This window comes from Neomesorhizobium albiziae (assembly GCF_900114255.1).
Taxonomy (GTDB): Bacteria; Pseudomonadota; Alphaproteobacteria; order Rhizobiales; family Rhizobiaceae; genus Neomesorhizobium; species Neomesorhizobium albiziae.
On record NZ_FOSL01000001.1, the window covers coordinates 231,963 to 252,809 of the forward strand.

Here is a 20,847-nt window from a genome sequence, read left to right on the forward strand (position 1 = left end):
GAAGAACCGGAACCGCTCCAACGCGCGTCACGCCTTCGGCCCGGCCAGTATTCTGACCGTCCCGGGGTCCGGCTCCCCGTCGTAATATTTGTCGAGCGCGCGCAGGAAAACCTCCTCGCCGGAAGCTTCGGCGAAAAGCGTGAGGCACGACTGGAATTTCATGTCGTCGGGACTGCCGAAGATCTGGTGTGCCGAGCGCTCCCGAACTTCCAGGACATGTTCCACGCATGTCCGCAGCCGTTCGCCCAGCACTGGATGGATGAGATAAGCCCGCGCTTCGCCAATCGAGCCGATCGCGTATTTCTGCGCCATCGCACTGGAGCCCAGCCCGGCAATCTGCGGAAAGACGAACCACATCCAATGACTGGCCTTCTGCCCGCGCCGCAACTCCCCGAGCACGGTCTCGATGACGGAAGCTTGCGCCGCGACGAAGCGGTTGAGGTCGTAGGGATCGTCAGCCACTTGCTTGTACCTCAGATCAGCCCAGCGTCTCGCCGAAGAACTCCGCCAGCCGCGAGCCGCGGCAAGCGGAGAAAGCCGCCATTTGCAGGCCGGCATCACCTGAATATCAACACACTCTGGCAAATGCCGCCATGTGAAAGGCCTGAATCTCGGCGGGATAGCGATACGCCGTGCCATAGGGACAGGCGTTGCGGTCGAGGCAGCCGCGATCGCGGCATGGCGCGCCATTTTCACCGCGCACATGGCCGAGGCAATCGTCATAGGCGAATCCGGCCTCGGAATAGGCAGCTACCGGACAGGCTTTCATGCAGGGTTTTCCGACACATGCGTCGCAAAGGTGATTCTGTTTGTCAGGCGCGGGGATAGCAATCCCGGCGTCGAACAGAAGCGCCCCGCGATAGGCGTGCCAGAGGCCATATTCCGGATGCATGAGGATGCCGAGCGGCGACGGCTTCAGCCCCTCCGCCCTCATCGCCCATTGCTGGAACGGCAGATAGGGCTTGTCCGATGGCGACACCGCCCGTGCGCCGAATTTTTCCGCAACCGTCCCGATGATCACGCGGCACCATGTATCGAGCGGATTTTCGAGATCGCCGGGCCGGCTTTCCCGCCAAGCCTGAAAATGCCGCCAGTAGCCAGCGCCGGCATTGCCGACCAGCACCACGGATTTGGCGGGAAGGCCCGAAGGACCGGGCGGCGCGAACTCGCTGTCATTAAAATCGAAGCCGCCGCGCAGGATGAGACCGTGGGGCGCCAGGGCGGCTGAGATGCGTCGAGCCACATCGTCGCCGTCCGTCATTGTGGAAACGCCCGCACTCTACGTTGCCCCCCTCCCAGCCCGAGCGGGAAGGCCAAAGCTGCCAATCTCCCCCCTTGTGGGGGAGATGTCCGGCAGGACAGAGGGGGGGCGCTGTCCCGCGAACCTCACCACGATCACGCGCACGCTATCACCCCTCGCCCGGCCGCTTGAATGCGCTGCGCCAGACTTCCTTGTGAATGATGCTGGCGACTTTAGCCCCGCCTGAATCGGGCTCCCTTCAAGTGAAGGCGTCGGGCATCGATTCCTTTTTCCTGGCGATGAAATCCTTGAGCCCGTCGTCGATGCCCGGATCGAGATGTGGCGCCTCGTAGCTTTCCAGCCAGCGGCGTGCGAGTTCGTTGGCGCGCTGCGGCGCGGTCTTCTCGCCTTCCGCCAGCCACTGCTCGTAGGAATTGTTGTCGGCGATCGAGGAGCGGTAGAAGGCAGTCTGGAAATTGGCCTGCGTGTGGTCGCAACCGAGATAGTGGCTGCCTGGCCCAACCTGGCGGATGGCGTCCATCGCCTGGCCGTTTTCCGACAGGTCGACGCCCTCGGCGAATTTTTGGCTCATGCCGAGCTGGTCGATGTCCATCATGAACTTCTCGTAGCAGGAGGCCAGGCCGCCCTCGAGCCAGCCCGCCGAATGCAGCACGAAATTCGTTCCCGCAAGCAGGGTGGAGTTCAGCGTGTTGGCGCTCTCATAAGCCGCCTGCGCGTCCGGCACTTTCGACGCGCAGAGCGAACCGCCGGTGCGGAACGGCAGGCCGAGCCGGCGGGCAAGCTGTGCGGCGCCATAAGAAACCAGCGACGGCTCGGGCGTACCGAAGGTCGGCGCCCCCGATTGCATGGAGATCGAGGAGGCGAAGGTGCCGAACAGCACCGGCGCGCCGGGCCGGATCAGCTGCGTCAGCGAAGCGCCGGCAAGCACTTCGGCCAGCACCTGGGTCAGCGTGCCGGCGACGGTCACCGGGCTCATCGCGCCCGCCAGAATGAACGGCGTGACGATGCAGGCCTGATTGTTGCGGGCATAGACCTTCAGCGCGCCGAGCATGGTCTCGTCGAACACCATCGGCGAATTGGCGTTGATCAGGCTGGTCAGCACCGTGTTGTTGTCGACGAAGTCGTCGCCGAACACGATCTTGGCCATCGCCACCGTATCTTCGGCGCGCTCGGGCGCCGTCACCGAGCCCATGAACGGCTTGTCGGAATATTTGATGTGCGAATACACCATGTCGAGGTGGCGCTTGTTCACCGGCACGTCGACCGGCTCGCACACCGTGCCGCCCGAATGGTGGATCGACGGCGCCATGTAGGCGAGCTTCACGAAGTTGCGGAAATCCTCGATCGTCGCATAGCGGCGCTTTCCGTCGAGGTCGCGCACGAATGGCGGTCCGTAGACCGGCGCGAACACAGTGGCGTTGCCGCCGATCTGCACGGAGCGATCGGCATTGCGCGCATGCTGGGTGTAGAGCGATGGTGCGGTCTTCAGCAGCGAGCGCGGCAGGCCGCGCGGGAAATGCACCCGTTCGCCCTTGATGTCGGCGCCGGCCTGCTTGAAGAGCGCCAACGCCTCGGCGTCGTCGCGGAATTCGATGCCGATCTCCTCAAGCACTGTGTCGGCGTTCTTCTCGATCAGCGCCAGGCCTTCCTCGTCGAGCACCTCGTAGACCTTGATCTTGCGGTTGATGTAGGTCTGCTGGATGCCGGGGCCACCGCCCGAACGCGCCGCACGCCGTGCAGCAGCACCCCCGCTGGCGCCGCGTCCGCGCCTGCCGCCCGCCGCCGCTTCGTGATCGACTGCCGCGTTCTCGCTCATGATCTTTTTTCCCTGAAATCCGTTCGACCGCCCAACGGTCCCTCGCCGGATCGTAGCCATACACCCTATCCGAAACGGCCAGTGAGCGCCAACGCCTGTCGCAAAATCGACAAGAAGAACAACGGATTCCCGGTCGCTTTCCTTTTGCAGGAAGTCGCAAATCAGCTATGGAAGTGCAATGCTTGCAGAATAGATATTGACCTGAATTCGCGCGCCGTAAAAGTCCCGCATAAGGCGGCCACAGGAGCTTCAGAATGTCAGACGACGAGATCATCCTCTCCGAGCTTTCCGACGACGAACTCGTGCAGCAGATGCACGACGACCTTTACGACGGGCTGAAGGAAGAGATCGAGGAAGGTACGCAGATCCTGCTGGAGCGCGGCTGGGCGCCCTACAAGGTGCTGACCGAAGCCCTGGTCGAAGGCATGCGCATCGTCGGCGAGGATTTCCGCGACGGCATCCTGTTCGTCCCTGAAGTGCTGCTTTCGGCAAACGCGATGAAGGCCGGCATGTTCATCCTGCGCCCGCTGCTTGCCGCCACCGGCGCGCCGAAGCAGGGCAAGATGGTGATCGGCACTGTCAAGGGCGACATCCACGACATCGGCAAGAACCTCGTCGGCATGATGATGGAAGGCGCCGGATTCGACGTGATCGACCTCGGCATCAACAACCCGGTTGAAAAATACCTGGCCGCGATCGAGGAGCATCATCCCGACATCATCGGCATGTCGGCGCTTTTGACCACGACGATGCCCTACATGAAGGTCGTCATCGACACGATGAAGGAAAAGGGTATCCGCGACGACTACGTGGTGCTGGTCGGCGGCGCGCCGCTCAACGAGGAATTCGGCAAGGCCGTCGGCGCCGATGCCTATTGTCGCGACGCGGCTGTCGCGGTCGAGACGGCCAAGGACTTCATGAAGCGCAAGCACAACGTTCGCGCCACGGCGTGATGTCGGCGACATGAAAAAGGCCGCGTCATGCGCGGCCCCTCTCCTCGTTGGACAACGTGGCTCAGTTCTCGACGGTGTCCTCGACCGCGTTGGCGGTCGCCTTCACGTCTCTTCCCACGCCACGGACGGTATTGGCGCATGCCGCCAGCGCAACCGCGCTGATGACCAGTACCACTGGTGCTAGCCTGGACAGTTTCATGGACGGGTACTCCCTCGTTCGCTAATATCGCCCACCCAGAACGGATTTTGGGCAAAGTGGTTCCATGAAGCAATCCCGCAAGGCCGTTCATCCCCAAGGCGAAAAGCTGCTGGTCATTGCCTGCGGCATGATCGCGCGCGAGATCCTGGCCGCCAAGCAGCAGCTGGGGCTCGACCATCTCGAACTGACCTGCCTGCCGGCGGAGTTCCACTTCTATCCAGACCGCATCGCGCCGGCCATGGACGCGGCAATCGTCAAGGCCAAGGCCGAAGGTTTCGCCCACATCTTCGTCGGCTACGCCGATTGCGGCACCGGCGGCCTGCTGGACGGGATATGCGAGAAACACGGCGTCGAACGGATGGCCGGGCCGCACTGCTTCGCTTTCTATCAGGGCATGGAGGCCTACGCGAAGATCGCCGACGGCGACATGATGTCTTTCTACATGACCGATTTTCTGTGCCGCCAGTTCGAAGCGTTCTTCCTCAAGCCGCTGGGGCTCGACCGCCACCCGGAGCTGATCGCCGACTATTTCGGCAATTACGAGAAGCTTGTCTACCTCGCCCAGACCAACGACCCGGAACTGGACAAGGTAGCCGAAGACGCGGCGCGCTTGCTCGGCCTCGTCTATGAGCGGCGCTTCACCGGCTATGGCGACCTTCCCGACGCACTCCAGGCTGCCGCGCGCTCCGCATCGCTTCATGAAAGAGCCTGATTCTGCAGGCTCCTTCGCCCCATCCGGGGCATGGTCCCGAAAAATGCGCATTGGTTTTCGGGCAAAGACCACGCTGAAACAATGAGATAGAGCCGCAACATGATCCTTCGCAAACTGATTCTCGCTGCCTTTCTGGCGGCGCCCGTCACCCAGGCGCTGGCCACCGGCGAGATCCAGAACCTGATCACCCCGGCCGACGATGCCCGCCTGAAGAAATATAACGAGACGCGTAAGGAAGCACTCGCTGAAGCGAGGGCCGGCTACGCGCGGGAGGTTGCCGTTCTCGACGAGGTCGTCGCCAGGCCTGTGCTCGCCTTCGGCGGTTTCGACATGACCGGCAACTGGCAATGCCGCACCATCAAGGCCGGCGGCATCAGCCCCCTCATCGTCTACGACTGGTTCAAATGCCGGGTCACCGACGACGGCTCCGGCTGGATGCTGGAGAAGATTTCCGGTTCGCAGCGCACCAAGGGGCGCTTCTTCACCGACAATGACAAGCGGCTGACCTATCTCGGTTCGTCTTTCATCGCCGGGCAGAAGCCGAAGAAATACGGCAGCGGTCCGCAAACCGATCAGGTGGGCTACGCCTTTCGGACCGGTCCGAAAGAGTGGCGAATTGAATTTCCGGCCCCACATTACGAATCCAAGCTGGATATTCTGGAATTTCGCCGTTAGGTCCCGAGAGAGTCATCCGGTTTTCACAGGCCGGCGTTATGCGCTGGCGTCATCAACGATTAACTGGTTACCGCCACTATTGTCGTTCTGCGCCAGGGGTGGACAAGTGTGAGCGGTGCGGGAGCGCATGAGACAGGAAATGCGGGGTTTCGAGGACGGACAGATCGACGGCGCGCCAGTTAGGCGCCGGCCGCGCCGGCTTTCGCAACTCTTCGCCCAGATGGCGCGTGACGCCGACGGCCCGGTTTCGGTGGCCAGCATTCGCGACGCGCTCGGCGACCGCAGCTTCGCGGCGCTGATCGTCTTCTTCGCCGCGCTCAACATGATCCCGCTGCCGCCGCCCTCCTCGGCTATCCTCGGCCTTCCGCTGGTTATCGTGGCGGCGCAGATGATGTACGGCTCCAAGCGCGCCTGGCTTCCGCGTTTCGTCATGGACAATTCGATCTCCGCCGAAAGCTTCCGCACGGTGATGGATCGCCTGATTCCCCGCCTGATCAGCCTGGAACGCATGATCAAGCCGCGTTACTGGCCGTTCTGGCGCAAGCAGGGCGACCGCTTCATCGGCATCATGATCTTCTTGCTTGCCGTCGTCGTCACCCTGCCGATACCGCTTGGCAATTGGCTGCCGGCGTTTTCGAGCGCCCTGCTCGGCCTGGCATTGATCGAGCGCGACGGCATCCTGTTTGCCGTGGGAACCGTGGTCGGCATCGCAGCACTTGCCGTCATCGCCGCCGTGGTCGGCTCGGCGACCGCGCTGATCGGCACCCTCTGGCAGTTCTTGCCGATCTGATTGCCGCTCCGGCGGCATTCCACCTTCGCCAGCCGCATCCGCTCCCTGTCATTGCCCATTTGCGGCACGTCGCTTTTGAATGCCCGCGCGTCGTCTCATAACAAGCGGGGCAGGCGCCGTTCCGGCAATGCTGAAATTCACGAGGAGCACGAATTTATGGCCGATCTGATCGTCGTCTACTGGCGCGACATTCCCGCGCAAATCATCGTCAAGAAGGGGCGGCAGAACGCCAAGCGCGAATTGTCGCTGCGCTTCACCGAGGCGATCGACATGTGCGCGATGCGCACCGGCGCCGGCGATACCGATGCCTACCTCGCGGAGTGGCGCAAGGCCGAGCCGGTCGCGGTCGGCGACGACCTCGAAGCCGAGGCCGAGAAAGCGCTCGCCGACTTCGAAGGCAGTTACACCCGTGAGCGGCTGGTCGCTCTGGTCAAGGCAGGCGGGAAAGAGGGCAATGTCTGACTCTGTCCCGGCGGTTACCCAGGCCACACTGGTCAAGAAGGCAGCGCCCAAGAGCGACTACAAGCCGGCGGACGTGTCGCCGCAGCGGCGCGTTCAGCGCTCGTTTGCAGTCAGGCTGTGGTCGGTGCGCCATTCGCGCGCGCTGGAGTGGTTTTATGCAAAATTCGCCGACGCCTTTCTGCTCCTCCATCCCTTGTGGAAAGGCATCGGCTACGGCCGCGTCGAAGCGCCGGTGAAATTCGTCGAGAAGCACGTCAAGGGCTTCATGTTCGACTGCCGCATGTGCGGCCAGTGCGTCCTCTCCTCCACCGGCATGTCCTGCCCCATGAACTGCCCCAAGCAGTTGCGCAACGGCCCGTGCGGCGGCGTGCGCGCCAACGGAAATTGCGAGGTCGAGCCGGACATGCCGTGCGTCTGGGTGAAGGCCTGGGAAGGCTCCCGGCAGATGGTCAATGGTGACGCCATCCTCAATGTGCAGAAGCCCGTCGATCAGTCGCTGCGCGAAACTTCGGCATGGCTGCGGGTCACTGCGCAGGCCGCGGCAGCGAAGGAAGCGGCACGAACATGATCCCGAAAAGTGGAAACCGGTTTTCGGAACAGATCATGTTCCAGCAAAGAGATCGAACCGGAGCCGCCGCGTGAATCCGCCGCGTCCTCCACAAATCGACGAAAATCCGGCCGGCATCGACCTGCCGCTCGAGCCGCTGCCCGGCCACACCTCGCGCGGCCGCCTGGAGCGCGTGCTGCGCCGTGGCGAATTTGCCGTGACCACCGAACTCAACCCGCCCGACAGCGCCAATCCCGAAGACGTCTACAACCGCGCGAAAATCTTCGACGGCTGGGTCGACGCTATCAACGCGGTCGACGCTTCCGGCGCCAATTGCCACATGTCGTCGGTGGGCATCTGCGCACTGCTCACCCGCATGGGCTATGCGCCCATCATGCAGATCGCCTGCCGCGACAAGAACCGCATCGCCATCCAGGGCGACGTGCTCGGCGGTGCGGCCATGGGCGTGGCCAACATGCTCTGCCTCACCGGCGACGGCGTGCAGGCCGGCGACCAGCCCGGCGCCAAGCCAGTGTTCGACCTCGATTCCATGTCGCTGCTCGAAACCATCCGCATCATGCGCGACAACGGCAAGTTCCTGTCCGGGCGCAAGCTGACGACGCCGCCGCAATTGTTCCTGGGAGCGGCGGTGAACCCTTTCGCGCCGCCTTTCGATTTCCGGCCAATCCATCTCGGCAAGAAGATCGCCGCCGGCGCGCAGTTCGTGCAGACGCAATATTGCTTCGACGTGCCGATGTTCCGCACCTTCATGCAGCGCGCCCGCGATCTCGGCCACACCGAAAAGGTCTTCATCCTGTGCGGCGTCGGGCCGCTTGCTTCCGCCAAGACGGCAAAATGGATCCGCTCCAACGTGCCGGGCATTCATATTCCCGATGCGATCATCAAGCGGCTCGAAGGCGCTGAGGACCAGAAGGCCGAAGGCAAGCGGCTTTGCATCGACATCATCAACGAGGTGAAGGAAATCGCAGGCGTTTCAGGCGTCCATGTGATGGCCTACCGCCAGGAGGAATATGTCGCCGAGATCGTCGATGAATCGGGCGTGCTGAAGGGCCGCCAGCCCTGGAAGCGCGAAGTCCGCGCCGACGACCGGCTTGTCGCCGACCGCCTCGACCATCTGCTGCATGACAATGTCACCGAAACCCAGGTCGACATGGTGAAAACCGCGCACTGAGCATTCCGCTCTGAGCGCACCGCTTGATCGAAACCAGAAACGATATAAAGAAGTCTTTATATCTTACGGAGAACTTCATGACCCGCACGATTGTCGCCTCGGCGACCAGAGAGATCATCATCGGTTTCGACCAGCCCTTCTGCGTGATCGGCGAACGCATCAACCCGACCGGCCGCAAGAAGCTGGCGGCCGAGATGGTTGCCGGCAATTTCGAAACTGTCATCAAGGACGCGCTGGAACAGGCCGCCTGCGGCGCCACCATGCTCGACGTCAACGCCGGCGTCACCGCTGTCGACCCCAACGCCACCGAGCCTGCATTGCTCGTGCAGACGCTGGAGATCGTGCAGAACCTCGTCGACCTGCCGCTGTCGATCGACAGTTCCGTCACCGCGGCCATCGAGGCGGCGCTGAAGGTCGCCAAGGGCCGGCCGCTGGTCAACTCCGTCACCGGCGAGGAGGAAAAGCTCGAAGCCATCCTGCCGCTGGTCAAGAAATACAATGTGCCGGTCGTTGCCATTTCCAACGACGAGACCGGCATTTCGATGGACCCGGACGTGCGTTTCGCGGTCGCCAAGAAGATCGTCGAGCGCTGCGCCGACCACGGCATCCCCGCGCATGACGTCGTCGTCGATCCGCTGGTCATGCCGATCGGCGCGCTGGGCGACGCCGGCCGCCAGGTGTTCGCGCTGCTGCGCCGCCTGCGCGAGGAGTTGAAGGTCAACACCACCTGCGGCCTCTCCAACATCTCCTTCGGCCTGCCGCACCGCCACGGCATCAACGCCGCCTTCATCCCGATGGTGATCGGCGCCGGCATGACCTCGGCGATCATGAATCCGGTGCGGCCGCAGGAAATGGAAGCCGTGCGCGGCGCCAATGTGCTGAACGGCACCGACGAGAACTGCACCACCTGGATCAAGACATACAAGGACTACAAGCCGGCCGAAGGCGGCCACCCGGTTGCCGCACCGGTTGCAGTCAACGCACCTGGCGAAGCCGCCAACAACGGTCGCCGTCGGGGCGGCCGCGAGGCCCGGATGGCAAGGGGATAATATTGTGGTGCGTCCTTCGAGGCTCGCCTTCGACAAGCTCAGGCTCGCACCTCAGGATGAGGACGGTTGGCGCCGTTCGCATGCAAGGTCCTGCCACCACGCCTCCATCCTTGGGACAGGCAGCAAAAACGGTCCTCATCCTGAGGTGCGAGCGAAGCGAGCCTCGAAGGACGCACCCCTACTTCGGCATCAGGTGGCTTCGTCGAGAAAGCTCAGGCAGCGCTTCGTAGGCAAGCGCGATGAGCGCCTCTTTCTTTCGCCGCGACCACCCCTTGATCTGGCGCTCCCGTGCGATGGCATCGAGGATGCGGTCGTAGGATTCGGTGAACACCAGAACCACCGGCCTGCGTTTTGCGGTGTAACTGTCGATGGGAAGGTTGTTGTGCTCCCACACCCGAGCTTCGACCTCCTGTTTTGTCGATCCGACGTGGTAGGAATCGTCGGCGCAACGAAGAATGTAGACGGTCATCTCGAATTGCATGAACGTGTTCCCCCAAAGCGAACGCTCATCCGGGAGTTAGTCTATCCAAAGCGGCGTCAAAATACAGAGGCGCGCCCTTCGAGGCTCGCCTTCGACAAGCTCAGGCTCGCACCACAGGATGAGCGAGGTTTGAGCGCGTCACGCCAAGCTCTGAAATGCCGGCGCAGCAGAATTTGGGTGACGTCTGGCACCGGTCTCCCTCATCCTGAGGTGCGAGCCCGCACATACGTAGAAACATTGGCTGCACATCGGACGGGCGAGCCTCGAAGGACGCACAACTAACATGAATCCGCCCGCCAACATCACCGACCCCCTCGTCCTGTTCATGCCATCGGGCAAGCGCGGGCGCTTTCCGAAGGGCACGCCGCTGCTCGACGCCGCGCGTTCGCTCGGCGTCTATGTAGAGAGCGTCTGCGGCGGGCGCGCCACCTGCGGCCGCTGCCAGATCGAGGTGCAGGAAGGCAATTTCGCCAAGCACAAGATCATTTCGGCGCTCGACCACATCTCGCCCAAGGGCCCGAAGGAAGAGCGCTACGAGCGCGTGCGCGGCCTGCCGGATGGCCGCCGCCTTTCCTGCTCGGCCACCGTCCAGGGCGACCTCGTCATCGACGTGCCCCAAGACACCGTCATCAACGCGCAGGTGGTGCGCAAGGCGGCCACCGACCGCGTCATCGAGCGCAACGCCGCCGTCCAGCTCTGCTATGTCGAGGTCGAGGAACCCGACATGCACAAGCCGCTCGGCGACCTCGACCGGCTCAAGGTGGCGCTTGAGACTGACTGGGGCTGGAAGGACCTGCTGATCGCCCCGCACCTCATCCCGCAGATCCAGAAGATCATGCGCACCACGTTGCCGGACCAGCCTCCCGTGTCGCCCGGCAAATGGGGCGTCACCGCCGCCATCCACCGCGACATGGATTCCTCGCGGCCCTTCATCATCGGCCTGTTTCCCGGCCTGAAGAACGAAGCCTACGGCATCGCCTGCGACATCGGCTCGACCACCATCGCCATGCATCTGGTGTCGCTGCTGTCGGGCCGCATCGCCGCCTCGTCCGGCACCTCAAACCCGCAGATCCGCTTCGGCGAGGATCTGATGAGCCGCGTTTCCTACGTGATGATGAACCCGGACGGCCGCGAGGCGATGACCAAGGCGGTGCGCGAGGCCGTCAACACGCTCATCGGCAAGGTCTGCGAGGAAGGCAATGTCGACCGCCACGACATTTTCGACTGCGTCTTCGTCGGCAACCCGATCATGCACCACCTGTTCCTCGGCATCGACCCGACCGAACTCGGCCAGGCGCCGTTCGCGCTCGCCGTGTCGGGTTCGCTGCAGTTCTGGGCGCATGAGATCGATATCGACGTCAATCGCGGCGCGCGGCTCTACACGCTGCCGTGCATCGCCGGCCATGTCGGCGCCGATGCCGCCGGCGCGACGCTTTCCGAAGGCCCATACCGGCAGGACAAGATGATGCTGCTGGTCGATGTCGGCACCAACGCCGAGATCATCCTGGGTAACAGCACCCGTGTAGTGGCGGCCTCCTCGCCGACCGGCCCGGCCTTCGAGGGCGCGGAGATTTCGTCGGGCCAGCGCGCTGCGCCCGGCGCCATCGAGCGCGTGCGCATCGATCCGCAAACGCTGGAACCCAAGTACCGCGTCATCGGCGTCGACAAATGGTCGGACGAGGAAGGCTTCGAGGAGGAATCCTGGACCACGGGCGTCACCGGCATCTGCGGCTCCGCCATCATCGAGGTGGTCGCCGAAATGTATCTTTCCGGGATCATCTCCGAGGACGGCGTCGTCGACGGTTCGCTGATGGCCAAAAGCCCGCGCATCGTCCAGAATGGCCGCACCTTCTCCTACCTGCTGCGCGAGGGGCGCCAGGGCGAGCCGCGCATCACCGTCACCCAGAACGACATCCGCGCCATTCAACTCGCCAAGGCGGCGCTTTATGCCGGCGTCAAGCTCCTGATGGAAAAGCAGGGCGTCGAGACGGTCGACACCATCCGCTTCGCCGGCGCCTTCGGCTCCTTCATCGATCCGAAATACGCCATGGTGCTCGGCCTGATCCCGGATTGCGATCTGGCCGAGGTCAAGGCGGTCGGCAATGCCGCCGGCACCGGTGCGCTGATGGCGCTGCTCAACCGCGACCATCGCCGTGAGATCGAGAAGGAAGTGGCCCGCATCGAGAAGATCGAGACGGCGCTCGAGCCGAATTTCCAGCAGCTCTTCATCAACGCCATGGCGATGCCCAACAAGGTCGACCCGTTCCCGAAACTGTCCGAACAGGTGAAATTGCCGCCGCGCAAGTCGGCCGGCGAGGACGGCGCCGCCGGAGATGCTACGCCGCGCCGTCGCTCCCGCGAGGACCGCGCCGCCCGCCGTAACCGCGACTGAAGGTCAGGCGACCACGTTCCTTCGCCCAGTCCTTACGGCAGAGCATCGCATATAGTTGGTCGACCCCCACTCCGGTTTGCTTTGCAAACCACCTCTCCCCCGCTCGACGGGGGAGAGGAAGCGCCGGCCGCTATGCCGGGCTCCCTTCCTCTCCCTCCGGAGGGGGGAGAGGTGGCCCGAAGGGCCGGAGTGGGGGAAGACAGAACCCATATGCGATCACTCCGCCCGCAGAAGAGGAGGGTTCGGCGGGACAGGGGGGCGTCCGCTCCGATGCAAACTGCCCGCGAAATCCACCTACTCGCAGAACTTGACCCATTCATCCTGCGGGGCGCGTTCGGTGCGCAGGCTGTTTTCCGGCTTCGACGTGTCCTCGTAGCCAAGCGCCATGCCGCACACCACGATCTCCTCGTCGGGAATGCCGAGCACCGGGCGGATCTGGTTGTGATAGGGAGCGAACGCCGCCTGCGGGCAGGTATGCAGTCCCCTCGCCCGCGCCGCCACCATGATGTTCTGCAGGAACATGCCGTAGTCGATCCACGAGCCCTGGTTCAGCCGGCGGTCGATGGTGAAGATCATGCCCACCGGCGCATCGAAGAACACGAAATTGCGGTCATGCTGCTCACGCATCTGGTCGACGTCGCGCCGCCCGATGCCGAGCGCGCCATAGAGGTCGAACCCCACCTTGCGGCGGCGCGCGTAATACGGCTCGAAGAACTGGTCGGGATAATATTTGTATTCGTCCCACTTGGCCTTTTCGGCGCGGATGCCGGAGTTCATCACCGCGTCGGTGATGCGCTGCTTGACCTCGCCCTTGGTCACATAGACGCGCCAGGGCTGCATGTTGGTGCCGGACGGAGCGCGCGCCGCTACATCGAGTATTTCGCGGACCGTCGCATCATCCACCGGATCGGGCAGAAAGGCGCGCACCGAACGCCGCGAAACGATCGCCTCGTCGACGATAGCCGCCTCGTTCGACCTCGCGGTCTGTTTATTGCGTGAAAGCATCAAAAAGTCCTTCCCGGTTTCCGGGGCTCCAGAGCCGGCGCAAAGCGCCGCTTCGGTTTTTTCTGGCTTTGCACCAGCCGCCCGTTTCCCGCAAGCAAATCTTGGCACAGACCGGATTTCGCTTGAATTTTCCGGCGGACTCGGCTTCCGTGAAATTCCAAACGAAATTTTCATGAGAGAGCCGTGCCCCTGCCTGCCGAACGAGCGCCCGACGAGACGCCTTCAAGCGACCAGCTGCTGGCGCGCGACATCCGTGCCTTGCGCAAATCGCGCGGTCTCACCCTTGCGGAAGTTGCTCTGCGGCTCGGCCGCTCGGTGGGCTGGATGAGCCAGGTCGAGCGCGGCCTGTCCACCCCCTCGATCGCCGACCTGCGGGCCTTCGCCGACATTTTCGCGGTGCCGATCAGCCTGTTCTTCGGCCACGAGGTGCCCAACGAGCATGAACGCGGCGTCATCGTGCGGGCAGGCCGCCGCCGCTCGCTGGGCTCCAGCGATTCCGGTCTGGTCGAGGAACTGCTGTCGCCCGATCTCGGCGGCAGCTTCGAGGTGCTGCGCTCGGAGTTCGCGCCGGGCGCTGAATTGCAGTCGGTGGCGCACCGGCCGACCGAGGAAGCCGGCTATCTCGTCTCTGGTGTCTTCGATATCGAGATCGACGGCGTCTGGCACAGCCTGTCGGCCGGCGACAGCTTCCGCTTCGACAACAAGCCGTTCCGATGGAAGAACCCGGGCAGCGAACCGGCCGTCGTCATCTGGGTGGTTTCACCGCCGGTTTATTGAGGGATTGATGCAAGTCTTGACGGATCTGCCCGACCTTTTACCCCCACCCCCAACCCCTCCCCACAAGGGGAGGGAGACAGTTTTGCCGCCAGTTTCGCTCGAGATCGCCAAGCTTGGAGCAAGAGGGCAACACCGCAAAGTTCCCCTCCCCCTTGTGGGGAGGGGTTAGAGGTGGGGGTCGCTTCGGGAGTTGGGGTGCTTCAAATAGGAACCGGTTTTTATGGCTGAACTCCCCTCTTCCGCACGCGTGGTCATCATCGGCGGCGGCGCCGTCGGCGTCTCCTCGCTTTACCATCTTGCCAAGGCCGGCTGGACCGACTGCGTGCTTCTCGAAAAGAACGAGCTCACGTCGGGTTCGACCTGGCATGCCGCCGGCAACGTGCCGACCTTTTCGTCGTCCTGGTCGCTGATGAACATGCAGCGCTATTCGACCGAGCTCTACCGGGGCCTGGCGAAAGAAGTCGACTATCCGATGAACTATCATGTCACCGGGTCGCTGCGGCTGGCGCACAGCAAGGAGCGCATGCAGGAATTCCAGCGCGCCAAAGGCATGGGCCGCTACCAAGGCATGGACATCGACGTGGTCGGCCTCGACGAGATCAAGGCGCGTTATCCCTTCATCGAGACTCACGACCTGGAAGGCGCGCTCTACGACCCGAGCGACGGTGACATCGACCCGGCGCAGTTGACCCAGGCATTGGCCAAGGGCGCCCGCGACATGGGCCAGAAGATCGTGCGCTTCTGCCCGGTCACCGGAGTGCGCCGGGAAAACGGCGAGTGGATCGTCGAGACGCCGCAAGGCGAGATCCGCTGCGAGTATGTCGTCAACGCCGCCGGCTACCGCGCCCGGGAAGTCGGCAAGCTGTTCGGCCGCGACATCCCGATGATGGTGATGAGCCATCAGTACATATTGTTCGACGAAATCCCGGAACTCGCCGCCTGGTCGCGGGAAGCGGGCGCAAAACTGCCGCTTCTGCGAGATGTCGACACCTCCTACTACCTGCGCCAGGAAAAGAACGGCATGAATCTCGGGCCTTACGAGAGGAATTGCCGCGCCCATTGGGCGACCCATAACGACCCCATGCCGGACGATTTTTCGTTCCAGCTCTTCCCCGACGATCTCGACCGGCTGGAGTGGTATCTGAACGACGCCACCGCCCGGGTGCCAATCCTCGGCACCGCGGGCCTGTCGAAAGTCATCAACGGCCCGATCCCCTATGCGCCGGACGGCAACCCGCTGATCGGGCCGATGCCGGGCGTGCCCAACGCCTTCGAAGCCTGCGTCTTCACCTTCGGCATCGCCCAGGCTGGCGGCGCCGGTAAGGTGCTGGCCGAGTGGGTCACCCAAGGCCAGACCGAGTGGGATATGTGGTCCTGCGACCCGCGCCGTTTCACGACATTCGCCGCCGACCACGACTATGCCGTCGCCAAGGGCATGGAAGTCTACGGCCACGAATACGCCATCCAGTTTCCGCGCCACGCCTGGCCGGCCGCCCGCGACCGCAAGCTCTCGCCGCTCCACGAGCGCATGAAGGCGCTGGGCGCTCAGTTCAACGCCTACAACGGTTGGGAGCGCGCCACCTGGTTTGCGCAAGCCGGCGACGACACGTCGGAACAGTCCACCCAGACCTTCGCCCGGTCAGGGCCGTGGGAGAAACGCATCCGCGAGGAATGCCTGGCGGTGCGCGACGCCGCCGGCATTCTGGATCTGCCCGGCTTCTCGCGCTTCCGATTGAGAGGTCCGGGCGCGCGCGACTGGCTGTCGACCATGGTCACCGGCATTGTGCCGAAACCGGGCAAGATCGGCCTCGGCTATTTCGCCGATGACAAGGGCCGCATCGTCACCGAAATGTCGATCATCGCGCATGAGGAAGACACTTTCGTGTTGATCACGGCCGCCGTTGCCGAATGGCACGACTTCGAATGGTTGCGAAATCACCTTCCGGACGACACCCGGATCGATCTCAGCATCGCCACCGACGAACTCTCATGTCAGATACTCGCCGGGCCAAATTCCCGCGACATCCTGGCCGAAGTCTGTGGCGCCGATCTGTCGCTGCCGTGGCTGACACATCAGTCGACCGAGATAAAGGGACGCTGGTGCCATCTCGTGCGCGTCTCCTTCGCCGGCGAGCTCGGCTGGGAAATCCACACTAGGGTGGGAGACACCGCCGCCATATTCGATGCCGTCTGGGCGGCGGGCCAGAAGCATGGGCTCAAGCCTTTCGGCATGTGGGCGCTGGATTCGCTCAGGCTGGAAAAGGGCTACCGCGCCTGGAAGGGCGACCTCTCCACCGACTACACCATCCTGCAAGGCGGGCTGGAACGCTTCGTCAAATGGGACAAGCCGGAGTTCCGCGGCAAGGCGGCACTACTCGGCGAAAAACAGCAGGGCGTGAAAAAACGCTTCGTCACGCTGGTGGTCGAAGCCGGCGAACATGATGCGCCCTATATGTCGACGCTCTGGCATGACGGAAAGATCGTCGGCGAAACCACGTCAGGAGGTTTCGGCTACCGGGTGGACAAATCGATCGCGCTCGGCATGATCCGCGCGGACCTGGCAGAGCCCGGCACGAGGGTCGATGTCGAAATCTTCGGGGAGAATTTTCCGGCGGTCGTGCAGGAAGACAGGCCTTTGTGGGACCCGCAGAATGCAAGATTGAGAGCGTAAGCATGAACAGCCGGACCTTGGGCACTGCTCCTAAGAGGCCGCGCCAACCTCTGGAAATGCCAATTCAACGATTGAAAGACTGAACCCATGCCCCGTCCCTCTTCGCGCATTTCCGGCATCACGCCTTCCGGCAAGGATGGCTGGGAGGTGCATTTCGCCGCGATGAGCCGCCACCAGGCCGGCGAGAAGATCATCATGCTGTCGGTCGGCGATCATGATTTCGACACGCCATCCGAAACGGTCGAGGCCTGCGTCACCGCCGTGCGCGGTGGTTTCCACCACTACACCCAGCTTGCCGGCATTCCCCGGCTGCGCGAGGCGATGGCGAAAATTTCAACCCGCGCCACCGGCGTACCAACCTCGGCCAATGAGATCATTGCCACGCCCGGCGGCCAGGCCGCCCTCTATGCGGCGGTGCAGGCCGTGCTCGATCCCGGCGGCCATGCCATCGTCGTGGCGCCCTATTATGCCACCTACCCCGGAACCTTCCGCGCCGCCGGCGCCGGCTTCACCGTCGTGGAGACGGTTGCCGAAGACGGCTTCCAGCCGCGCGCCGAGGCGATCCGCAAGGCGCTGCAGCCCAACACCCGCGCCATTCTCATCAACACGCCAAGCAATCCGACGGGCGCGGTGTATACCCGCAAGTCGCTCGAAGGCATCGCCGATATCTGCCGCAAGAACGATCTCTGGCTGCTTTCCGACGAGGTCTACTGGACGCTCGGCGGTGGCGAACACCTGTCGCCCCGCGCCCTGCCCGGCATGGCCGAGCGCACGCTGGTCATCAACTCGATGTCGAAGAGCCACGGCATGACCGGCTGGCGCATCGGCTGGCTGACCGGACCCGAAGACATCGTCGCACTTTTGATAAGCCTCAATGTGGTGACCACCTACGGCCTGACCGATTTCGTCTCGCGGGCGGCGGCCGAAGCTCTCGAACAGGGCTACGGCGTCAAGGAGATCGCGGAACGTTACGCCAGCCGCCGAAAACTTTGGCTGGACGAAATGCACGGGCTGAACAATGTCGTGGTGCGCGGCTCCGAAGGCGGCATGTACGCCATGCTCGACATCCGCGCCGTCGAACCGGACTGCGAGAAATTCGCCTGGGCATTCCTCGACACCGAAAACGTCGCGGTGATGCCGGGCTCAAGCTTTGGCGAAGCGGCAGCCGGCCATATCCGCGTCAGCCTTTGCCAGTCCGAGGACGTGCTGAAGGAAGCAGCGACGCGCCTGAAGCGTTTCGTGGCGAATTACGCAACCATCACCCAGAGCAAATCCGCATGACCCCACTGCCGCAAAAAGCCCGCGCCGTCATCATCGGCGGCGGCGTTTCCGGCTGCTCTGTCGCCTACCACCTGGCCAGGCTCGGGTGGACCGACATCGTGCTTCTGGAGCGCAAGCAGCTCACCTCCGGCACCACCTGGCACGCGGCCGGGCTGATCGGCCAGTTGCGCGCCTCGCAAAACATGACGCGGCTGGCCAAATATTCGGCCGACCTCTACGTCAGGCTGGAGGAGGAAACCGGCGTCGCCACCGGCATGCGTCAGGTCGGCTCGATCACCGTGGCGCTGACCGAGGAGCGCAAGCACGAGATCTATAGGCAAGCGTCCCTCGCCCGCGCCTTCAACGTCGATGTCCGCGAGGTTTCTCCGAGCGAAGTCAAGGAGATGTACCCGCATCTCAATGTGTCCGACGTGGTCGGCGCCGTTCACCTGCCGCTCGATGGCCAGTGCGATCCCGCCAACATTGCGATGGCGCTCGCCAAGGGCGCGCGCCAGCGCGGCGCAAGGATCGTCGAGAACGTGAAGGTGACGAAGGTTCACGCCAGGGATGGCCGCGTCAGCGGCGTTTCCTGGGCGCAGGGCGACGAGCAGGGCACCATCGAAACCGACATCGTCGTCAACTGCGCCGGCATGTGGGCGCGCGAACTCGCCGGACAGAACGGCGTCACCATCCCGCTGCATGCCTGCGAGCATTTTTATCTTGTCACCGAGGCGATACCCGGCCTCTCCCGCCTGCCCGTGCTGCGGGTGCCGGACGAGTGCGCCTATTACAAGGAAGACGCCGGCAAGATGATGCTCGGCGCCTTCGAGCCGGTCGCCAAGCCGTGGGGCATGGACGGCATCCGCGAAGACTTCTGCTTCGACCAATTGCCGGAAGACATGGACCATTTCGAGCCGATCCTGGAAATGGGCGTGAACCGCATGCCGATGCTGGCCACCGCCGGCATCCACACCTTCTTCAACGGCCCGGAGAGTTTTACCCCCGACGACCGCTATTACCTCGGCGAAGCGCCCGAACTCGGCGGCTACTGGGTGGCGGCGGGCTACAATTCGATCGGCATCGTCTCATCCGGCGGCGCCGGCATGGCGCTGGCGCAGTGGATCCACGACGGCGAGGCGCCGTTCGACCTGTGGGAGGTCGATATCCGTCGCGCCCAGCCCTTCCAGAAGAATCGCCGCTATCTCAGGGAACGCGTTTCCGAAACGCTCGGCCTGCTCTACGCCGACCATTTCCCCTACCGCCAGATGGCGACGTCGCGCAATGTCAGGCGATCCCCCTTGCACGAGCACCTGAAGGCGCGCGGCGCGGTGTTCGGTGAAGTCGCGGGCTGGGAGCGCGCCAACTGGTTCGCGAAAGAGGGCCAGGAGCGCGAGTACCAATATTCCTGGAAGCGGCAGAACTGGTTCGGCAACCAGCGCGACGAACATCTCGCCGTCCGCAACGGCGTCGGCCTGTTCGACATGACCTCGTTCGGCAAGATCAGGATCGAAGGCCGCGACGCGCTATCCTTCCTGCAGCGCCTGTGCGCCAACGACATGGACGTGGCGCCCGGAAAAATCGTCTACACGCAGATGCTGAACAGCAAGGGCGGCATCGAAAGCGACCTCACCGTCTCGCGCTTGTCGGAAACGGCCTTCCTCGCCGTCGTGCCCGGCGCCACCTTGCAGCGCGACCTCGCCTGGCTGCACAAGCATCTTGGCGACGAATTCGTCGTCATCATCACCGATGTCACGGCAGCCGAAAGCGTGCTTTGCCTCATGGGGCCGAACGCGCGGAAGCTGATGCAAAAAGTCAGTCCCAACGATTTTTCCAACGTCAAAAATCCGTTCGGCACCTGGCAGGAGATCGAGATCGGCATGGGGCTCGCCCGCGCCCATCGTGTCACCTACGTCGGCGAGCTCGGCTGGGAGCTTTATGTGTCGACCGACCAGACGGCGCATGTGTTCGAGGCGCTGGAGGAAGCCGGCAAGGAACTGGGCCTCAAGCTCTGCGGCCTGCACACGCTGGACTCCTGCCGCATCGAAAAGGCTTTCCGCCATTTCGGCCACGACATCACCGACGAGGATCATGTTCTGGAAGCCGGTCTCGGCTTTGCCGTGAAGACCGGCAAGGGCGACTTTCTCGGTCGCGACGCGGTGCTGCGCAAGAAGGAAACTGGCCTCGACCGCCGCCTCGTGCAATTCCGCCTCACCGATCCCGAACCGCTGCTCTTCCACAACGAGGCGATCGTGCGCGATGGAAAAATCGTCGGCACGATCACGTCAGGCAATTACGGCCACCATCTCGGCGGCGCCATCGGGCTTGGCTACGTTCCCTGCGAGGGACAGACCGAAGCCGACGTGCTCGCCTCTTCCTACGAAATCGAAATCGCCGGCGAACGGTTCGCAGCACATGTCTCGTTGAAGCCGATGTACGACCCCAAGGCCGAGCGGGTCAGGATGTAGCGGCGCCCTTTCCTTCTCCCCGTTTACGGGGAGAAGGTGGCCCGAAGGGCCGGATGAGGGGCAGCGCGAACGTCTGAGGGCTTGGGTAGCCCCTCACCTGCCTGCCGGCATCCTCTCCCCATAAAGCGGGGAGAGGAAAA

At 63.5% G+C, this 20,847-nt stretch carries 19 protein-coding genes; 13 read left to right on the forward strand and 6 right to left on the reverse strand.

The window, feature by feature from the left end; all coding sequences use genetic code 11:
• Positions 1–27: 27 nt before the first annotated feature.
• The 3 genes from F3H98_RS01145 to F3H98_RS01160 all read right to left on the reverse strand — a co-directional run bounded on the left by F3H98_RS01145 (position 28) and on the right by F3H98_RS01160 (position 3,077).
• Positions 28–462, reverse strand: a complete 435-nt coding sequence (locus F3H98_RS01145; protein ID WP_244621554.1) for a DUF1810 domain-containing protein — start codon at positions 460–462, stop codon at positions 28–30.
• A 106-nt stretch (positions 463–568) separates the two neighbouring features.
• Complete coding sequence (locus F3H98_RS01150; RefSeq protein WP_149757428.1) at positions 569–1,261, reverse strand: hypothetical protein; 693 nt, start codon at positions 1,259–1,261, stop codon at positions 569–571.
• A gap of 238 nt (positions 1,262–1,499) precedes the next feature.
• Positions 1,500–3,077: a trimethylamine methyltransferase family protein gene (locus F3H98_RS01160; RefSeq protein ID WP_149757432.1), complete on the reverse strand. Its 1,578-nt coding sequence runs from the start codon at positions 3,075–3,077 to the stop codon at positions 1,500–1,502.
• 254 nt (positions 3,078–3,331) lie between these two features.
• Here F3H98_RS01160 and F3H98_RS01165 point away from each other — a divergent pair, with 254 nt between their 5' ends.
• Positions 3,332–4,030 carry a corrinoid protein gene (locus F3H98_RS01165; RefSeq protein WP_149757434.1) on the forward strand — a complete coding sequence of 233 codons (699 nt, stop codon included), beginning with the start codon at positions 3,332–3,334 and terminating at the stop codon, positions 4,028–4,030.
• 61 nt (positions 4,031–4,091) lie between these two features.
• Here F3H98_RS01165 and F3H98_RS01170 read toward each other — a convergent pair whose 3' ends face one another.
• Complete coding sequence (locus tag F3H98_RS01170) at positions 4,092–4,229, reverse strand: entericidin A/B family lipoprotein (RefSeq protein WP_149757436.1); 138 nt, start codon at positions 4,227–4,229, stop codon at positions 4,092–4,094.
• A gap of 64 nt (positions 4,230–4,293) precedes the next feature.
• On the opposite strand from F3H98_RS01170, the gene F3H98_RS01175 reads away from it, so the two are divergent.
• From F3H98_RS01175 to F3H98_RS01205, 7 genes are all read left to right on the forward strand, one after another.
• A complete protein-coding gene (locus F3H98_RS01175) occupies positions 4,294–4,941 on the forward strand; it encodes a DUF1638 domain-containing protein (protein ID WP_149757438.1) in 648 nt (215 codons plus the stop codon).
• Between the two features lie 99 nt (positions 4,942–5,040).
• Positions 5,041–5,616: a DUF4893 domain-containing protein gene (locus F3H98_RS01180; RefSeq protein WP_149757440.1), complete on the forward strand. Its 576-nt coding sequence runs from the start codon at positions 5,041–5,043 to the stop codon at positions 5,614–5,616.
• Positions 5,617–5,743: 127 nt separating this feature from the next.
• Positions 5,744–6,406: an exopolysaccharide biosynthesis protein gene (locus tag F3H98_RS01185; RefSeq protein ID WP_244621555.1), complete on the forward strand. Its 663-nt coding sequence runs from the start codon at positions 5,744–5,746 to the stop codon at positions 6,404–6,406.
• Between the two features lie 156 nt (positions 6,407–6,562).
• A complete protein-coding gene (locus F3H98_RS01190) occupies positions 6,563–6,868 on the forward strand; it encodes a virulence factor (RefSeq protein ID WP_149757442.1) in 306 nt (101 codons plus the stop codon).
• Complete coding sequence (locus F3H98_RS01195) at positions 6,861–7,436, forward strand: methylenetetrahydrofolate reductase C-terminal domain-containing protein (RefSeq protein WP_149757444.1); 576 nt, start codon at positions 6,861–6,863, stop codon at positions 7,434–7,436. Before F3H98_RS01190 ends, F3H98_RS01195 begins: the two co-directional genes overlap by 8 nt.
• 70 nt (positions 7,437–7,506) lie before the next feature.
• Positions 7,507–8,607, forward strand: coding sequence for a methylenetetrahydrofolate reductase (locus tag F3H98_RS01200; protein ID WP_188130298.1), 1,101 nt, complete (start codon positions 7,507–7,509; stop codon positions 8,605–8,607).
• 77 nt (positions 8,608–8,684) lie between these two features.
• A complete protein-coding gene (locus F3H98_RS01205; RefSeq protein ID WP_149757446.1) occupies positions 8,685–9,656 on the forward strand; it encodes a methyltetrahydrofolate cobalamin methyltransferase in 972 nt (323 codons plus the stop codon).
• 178 nt (positions 9,657–9,834) lie between these two features.
• Here the strand turns inward: F3H98_RS01205 and F3H98_RS01210 are convergent, their stop codons facing one another.
• A complete protein-coding gene (locus tag F3H98_RS01210; RefSeq protein WP_149757447.1) occupies positions 9,835–10,137 on the reverse strand; it encodes a GIY-YIG nuclease family protein in 303 nt (100 codons plus the stop codon).
• Positions 10,138–10,420: 283 nt separating this feature from the next.
• On the opposite strand from F3H98_RS01210, the gene F3H98_RS01215 reads away from it, so the two are divergent.
• Positions 10,421–12,529 (forward strand): ASKHA domain-containing protein, encoded by a 2,109-nt coding sequence (locus F3H98_RS01215; protein ID WP_149757449.1) that lies wholly within the window; start codon positions 10,421–10,423, stop codon positions 12,527–12,529.
• A 294-nt stretch (positions 12,530–12,823) separates the two neighbouring features.
• On the opposite strand, the gene F3H98_RS01220 is transcribed toward F3H98_RS01215, so the two are convergent.
• A complete protein-coding gene (locus F3H98_RS01220) occupies positions 12,824–13,534 on the reverse strand; it encodes a nitroreductase (protein ID WP_149757451.1) in 711 nt (236 codons plus the stop codon).
• Positions 13,535–13,717: 183 nt separating this feature from the next.
• Between F3H98_RS01220 and F3H98_RS01225 the strand changes: the two genes are divergently transcribed.
• From F3H98_RS01225 to F3H98_RS01245, 4 genes are all read left to right on the forward strand, one after another.
• Positions 13,718–14,311: a helix-turn-helix domain-containing protein gene (locus F3H98_RS01225; protein WP_244621556.1), complete on the forward strand. Its 594-nt coding sequence runs from the start codon at positions 13,718–13,720 to the stop codon at positions 14,309–14,311.
• Between the two features lie 220 nt (positions 14,312–14,531).
• Complete coding sequence (locus F3H98_RS01235; protein ID WP_149757453.1) at positions 14,532–16,982, forward strand: GcvT family protein; 2,451 nt, start codon at positions 14,532–14,534, stop codon at positions 16,980–16,982.
• Positions 16,983–17,069: 87 nt separating this feature from the next.
• Positions 17,070–18,263 carry a pyridoxal phosphate-dependent aminotransferase gene (locus F3H98_RS01240; RefSeq protein ID WP_149757455.1) on the forward strand — a complete coding sequence of 398 codons (1,194 nt, stop codon included), beginning with the start codon at positions 17,070–17,072 and terminating at the stop codon, positions 18,261–18,263.
• On the forward strand, positions 18,260–20,707 hold the full coding sequence (locus F3H98_RS01245) for a GcvT family protein (RefSeq protein WP_149757457.1): 2,448 nt from the start codon (positions 18,260–18,262) through the stop codon (positions 20,705–20,707). Before F3H98_RS01240 ends, F3H98_RS01245 begins: the two co-directional genes overlap by 4 nt.
• Positions 20,708–20,847: the final 140 nt, after the last annotated feature.

What these genes read in the sequence shown, in the direction of transcription:
- F3H98_RS01165 (WP_149757434.1), top strand. Translation starts at nt 3,332, where the DNA reads ATGTCAGACGACGAGATCATCCTCTCCGAGCTTTCCGACGACGAACTC.
- F3H98_RS01240 (WP_149757455.1), top strand. Translation starts at nt 17,070, where the DNA reads ATGCCCCGTCCCTCTTCGCGCATTTCCGGCATCACGCCTTCCGGCAAG.
- F3H98_RS01190 (WP_149757442.1), top strand. Translation starts at nt 6,563, where the DNA reads ATGGCCGATCTGATCGTCGTCTACTGGCGCGACATTCCCGCGCAAATC.
- F3H98_RS01195 (WP_149757444.1), top strand. Translation starts at nt 6,861, where the DNA reads ATGTCTGACTCTGTCCCGGCGGTTACCCAGGCCACACTGGTCAAGAAG.
- F3H98_RS01210 (WP_149757447.1), bottom strand. Translation starts at nt 10,137, where the DNA reads ATGCAATTCGAGATGACCGTCTACATTCTTCGTTGCGCCGACGATTCC.
- F3H98_RS01160 (WP_149757432.1), bottom strand. Translation starts at nt 3,077, where the DNA reads ATGAGCGAGAACGCGGCAGTCGATCACGAAGCGGCGGCGGGCGGCAGG.
- F3H98_RS01220 (WP_149757451.1), bottom strand. Translation starts at nt 13,534, where the DNA reads ATGCTTTCACGCAATAAACAGACCGCGAGGTCGAACGAGGCGGCTATC.
- F3H98_RS01175 (WP_149757438.1), top strand. Translation starts at nt 4,294, where the DNA reads ATGAAGCAATCCCGCAAGGCCGTTCATCCCCAAGGCGAAAAGCTGCTG.
- F3H98_RS01180 (WP_149757440.1), top strand. Translation starts at nt 5,041, where the DNA reads ATGATCCTTCGCAAACTGATTCTCGCTGCCTTTCTGGCGGCGCCCGTC.
- F3H98_RS01235 (WP_149757453.1), top strand. Translation starts at nt 14,532, where the DNA reads ATGGCTGAACTCCCCTCTTCCGCACGCGTGGTCATCATCGGCGGCGGC.
- F3H98_RS01185 (WP_244621555.1), top strand. Translation starts at nt 5,744, where the DNA reads ATGAGACAGGAAATGCGGGGTTTCGAGGACGGACAGATCGACGGCGCG.
- F3H98_RS01170 (WP_149757436.1), bottom strand. Translation starts at nt 4,229, where the DNA reads ATGAAACTGTCCAGGCTAGCACCAGTGGTACTGGTCATCAGCGCGGTT.
- F3H98_RS01215 (WP_149757449.1), top strand. Translation starts at nt 10,421, where the DNA reads ATGAATCCGCCCGCCAACATCACCGACCCCCTCGTCCTGTTCATGCCA.
- F3H98_RS01245 (WP_149757457.1), top strand. Translation starts at nt 18,260, where the DNA reads ATGACCCCACTGCCGCAAAAAGCCCGCGCCGTCATCATCGGCGGCGGC.
- F3H98_RS01205 (WP_149757446.1), top strand. Translation starts at nt 8,685, where the DNA reads ATGACCCGCACGATTGTCGCCTCGGCGACCAGAGAGATCATCATCGGT.
- F3H98_RS01150 (WP_149757428.1), bottom strand. Translation starts at nt 1,261, where the DNA reads ATGACGGACGGCGACGATGTGGCTCGACGCATCTCAGCCGCCCTGGCG.